Annotated in this window: 2 protein-coding genes; one reads left to right on the top strand and one right to left on the bottom strand. The window is 33.5% G+C overall.

From position 1 onward, the window contains the following. Positions 1–2,269, top strand: a 2,269-nt coding sequence (locus CD147_RS12195) for a putative Ig domain-containing protein (RefSeq protein WP_169926903.1), incomplete at its 5' end; no start/stop codon positions are given. A gap of 277 nt (positions 2,270–2,546) precedes the next feature. Here CD147_RS12195 and CD147_RS11675 read toward each other — a convergent pair. Further along, entirely contained in the window at positions 2,547–4,055 is a 1,509-nt protein-coding gene (locus tag CD147_RS11675) for a glycosyltransferase (RefSeq protein ID WP_103167614.1), read from the bottom strand. Positions 4,056–4,217 lie beyond the last annotated feature (162 nt).

Below are 4,217 nucleotides of genomic sequence, written 5' to 3'. Positions count from 1 at the left end.
GACAGATACCATCAGTGGTAGACCAACAACAGTAGGTAGTTACCCAATTACAGTGACGTCCACAGATGCCAGCGGCAATAGCACAAATACAACGTTCAAAATTGACGTCAAAGATACGACAGATCCAACAGTGGCAAATATTGGTAATCAAAGCCTAGAAGTGAATACGGCTATCGAGCCAGTTGTAATCAAAGCTGACGATAATAGTGGTCAACCCGTGACAAATACCGTAAGTGGCTTACCAGCCGGCGTCACATTTGATGCGGCAAGTAACACAATCAGCGGTACACCAACAACAGTAGGCAGTTACGATGTGATAGTGACATCAACAGATGCCGAAGGCAATAGCACAACTACGACGTTCACAATTGGAGTTAAAGATACGACAGATCCAACAGTGGCAAGTATTAATAACCAAAATCCAGAAGTGAACACAGCTATTGAACCAATCGTAATTAACGCTGAAGATAATAGCGGACAAAAAGTGACAAACACGGTAAGTGGCTTACCAGCTGGAGTAACATTTGATTCAGAGACAGATACCATCAGTGGTAGACCAACAACAGTAGGTAGTTACGATGTGACAGTGACGTCAACAGATGCCGAAGGTAATAACACAACTACAACGTTCACAATTGGAGTTAAAGATACAATAAAACCAGTAGTGACAAGTATCAATAATCAAAACCCAGAAGTGAATACGGCTATTGAGCCGATCGTAATTAAAGCTAAAGATAACAGTGGTCAACCAGTAACAAACAGCGTAAGTGGTTTACCAGCAGGCGTCACGTATAATCCAGCTACGAATACAATTAGTGGTACACCAACAAAAGTGGGCAGTTACCTAATTACAGTGACAACAACAGATGCCGACGGTAATAGTACAAGTACGACATTTATGATTGAAGTTAAAGATACAACAGCTCCAACGCTAGCAAATATTGAGAATCAAATTATAGAAATTGATACAGCGATAATACCGATTGCTATTAAAATCACAGATAATAGCGAACAACCTTTAACAACTACCGTAAGTGGTTTGCCGGAAGGTGTCATATTTAATCCAGATACTAATACGATTAGTGGTACACCGACTAAAGTTGATGATTATCCAATTACGGTAACAACCACAGATGCTGAAGGAAACAGTGCAAATACAACGTTTGTTATTAAAGTTATTCGCAGAGTAGAGCATCCTAACGATAATAAATACATTTTAGGTGACTATGTTTGGAAAGATATAAATAAAGACGGCATCCAAAACTCAGGTGAACTAGGTATTGAAGGTATAATTGTTATATTGAAAGATAATAATGGTAATACTTTAAAAACTACGAAAACAGATGCTAATGGTAAGTATTTATTTGAAGGATTAGATAGCGGAGATTATATTATTCATTTTGAAAAACCCGAGGGCTTAACTCAAACTACTACTGATTCAGGAAACGATAATACCGATGCTGATGGTGAAGATATTTATGTAACTATCACAGACCATGATGATTTAACTATTGATAATGGTTATTTCGAAGAAGATAACGATTCAGATTCAGATAGTGACGCAGACTCAGATAGTGATCCAGATTCAGATAGCGACGCAGACTCAGACAGCGACGCAGATTCAGATAGCGATTCCGACTCAGATAGTGACGCAGACTCAGACAGCGATTCAGATTCAGATAGCGACTCAGACTCAGATAGTGATTCTGATTCAGATAGCGACGCAGACTCAGACAGCGACTCAGATTCAGATAGCGACGCAGATTCAGACAGCGACTCAGACTCAGATAGCGATTCAGATTCAGATAGCGACGCAGACTCAGACAGCGACGCAGACTCAGACAGCGACTCAGATTCAGATAGCGACTCAGACTCTGATAGCAATTCGGATTCAGACAGTGATTCAGACTCAGATAGTGATTCAGATTCAGACAGCGACGCAGATTCAGATAGTGATTCAGACTCAGACAGTGATTCAGACTCAGACAGTGATTCAGACTCAGATAGCGATTCAGATTCAGACAGCGATTCGGATTCAGACAGCGACTCAGATTCAGATAGTGATTCAGACTCAGATAGTGATTCTGATTCAGATAGTGACGTAGACTCAGACAGCGATTCTTCAAATGATAAAAAAGATGAAGAGCTACCTGAAACAGGTAGTAATGACACAAATCAAAGCGGTACACTTATAGGTTCATTGTTTGCCGGTATTGGAGCTTTACTGCTAGGTAGACGTCGTAAAAAAGATGATAAATCTAATAAATAGGATATTTTTATAGGGCCAGGTTGCTTAGACCTGGCTCTTTTTTTACTTTATGAAAATTGGTTTAATAAAATTTAAAAAGTTAGAGGGGTTTAGTAATAAAATAGTTCGTTCTTTAGAAATATTAATTGAGAAAACTCAAAGACATTAAGCATGATTAGCTAGTTGTTTAATGCTTTTTTGTATTAAAAAAACGATCAGTGATTTTTCACTGACCGCTAAGTATTCTGATTAAAGTTATTGTTAATTTTACTAAAATTACTCTAATTCGAAAGATATTTTAAATTTTAATATCTAATGATAAAAATAGTTCTTTCCATAAATCTAAGACCTTCGTACTTGAGAAATTATTAGAGTGTTCAATACATTGTTTTGAAAATTGGTCTCTCAACTCTTTATCAAGTAGTAATTTACGTGCTTGTTTATATAGTTGGTCTTGATCATTTTTAGGCACTAAATAACTATTTTTTTCATTAATAATTAACTCAGAAGGACCGTATTTCGAATTATATCCTACGGCAGGTATACCTTCAGAAATCATCTCTAATAAACCAAGGTTAAAACCTTCCATGTTACTTGTTATTAATGAAATGTAAGCATCTTTGATTTCATTATTTAGATTTTTAAGGAAACCACGTAGCAAAACATTATTTTCTAAATTATATTTTTGAATAAGCTTTTTATACACTTCTTGTTCTCTACCAAAACCATATAAATGTAACTGGATATTAGGGAATTCATTTACCAATTTAGATATTAATTCAATTTGATGAGTTATTTGCTTTTCTGGTGAATAACGTGCTACAGAAATAAGTTTATTATAATTAATTGTTTGTTTGCTTTGATCATCATCAATACTATTATCATTCTTATAACCAACAGGTATTGTAGTAACTGGAATAGTGTTCTTAATTCTTTTAGAAACATCAATTCTTTGTTGTTGAGTAGAAACTATCAAACCAGAAAACCTTTCTAGATTATCAAATAATGATTTATAAGTATTTTTAATATTTGAAGTCTCTATTTCTTCAATGTTCTTAATGTGAGTACTATGTAATACTGCTAATACTGGTATATTAGTGGATGTATTATTAAAAATTGGTGCAGTGTTAATATTTTTATCGCTTAAGAAGATATCTCCTTCTTTATATAGATTTTCAATTGCGAAAGCTGATAATTCTTGATCATTATTAAAATATTTAATATCGTTTTCAGAATTATATATGATAAGTTGAGTAGAGGGTTTTTCTTCCTCAGGGTTGAAGAACTTTTCAAATTTCATCTCGCCTTTAGGAGTATAATAATGTTCTGATACGATTTTTTGATTTGTAGTTAATATTCGTTTGCAACTAAGAAAACCTCGACTATCATATAAATCTCGACGAATTTTACGTTGATGTGTATCAAAATGATTAATATAGTCGAGTCTTTTATAATTTGAATCAATAAAATGTACATACATTCTATATTCATTATTTTCATATATTCTGATATCATTAGTGTTTTTAATAAATTTTAATGTATAATTACAGTCATTTTTCCAATAATTAATCCAGTCGATATACTTTTCCTCTATACCAACACTCTCTTGTAATAAATCATATATGCTAAAAATCTCATTAGCATTAATTTGGAAAATACTAGCATGTAGATATAGGCGTGGCGACCATGAAGCGAAAATTAACTTACTTGGAATAGAGTTTTCCTTAAAAAGTTTTTGCCTATTAATCATTGCTTTTTCAATACCAGTTAACTTACTCCCTAGCTTATTACCCACAGAATATATCATTTTGATTCAACCCCATATATTTTAAATGTTTTATTTTGTTTAACTCTTTGTCATTCTATCAAATTTAACATTACTAAATGATATAAATTTAAAATTACATATATGTATCTATAATCTTATATATATAATAGCATTTCTTCAAAGATTAGAATAAAGTAATTA

It is taken from the genome of Staphylococcus devriesei, assembly GCF_002902625.1.
GTDB lineage: Bacteria > Bacillota > Bacilli > Staphylococcales > Staphylococcaceae > Staphylococcus > Staphylococcus devriesei.
The sequence above is the reverse complement of the archived record's forward strand: the minus strand, read 5'-3'. Positions and strand labels throughout refer to the sequence as shown.

Excerpts from the sequence above, each read along its gene's own strand:
- CD147_RS11675 (WP_103167614.1), bottom strand. The coding sequence starts at position 4,055 with ATGATATATTCTGTGGGTAATAAGCTAGGGAGTAAGTTAACTGGTATT.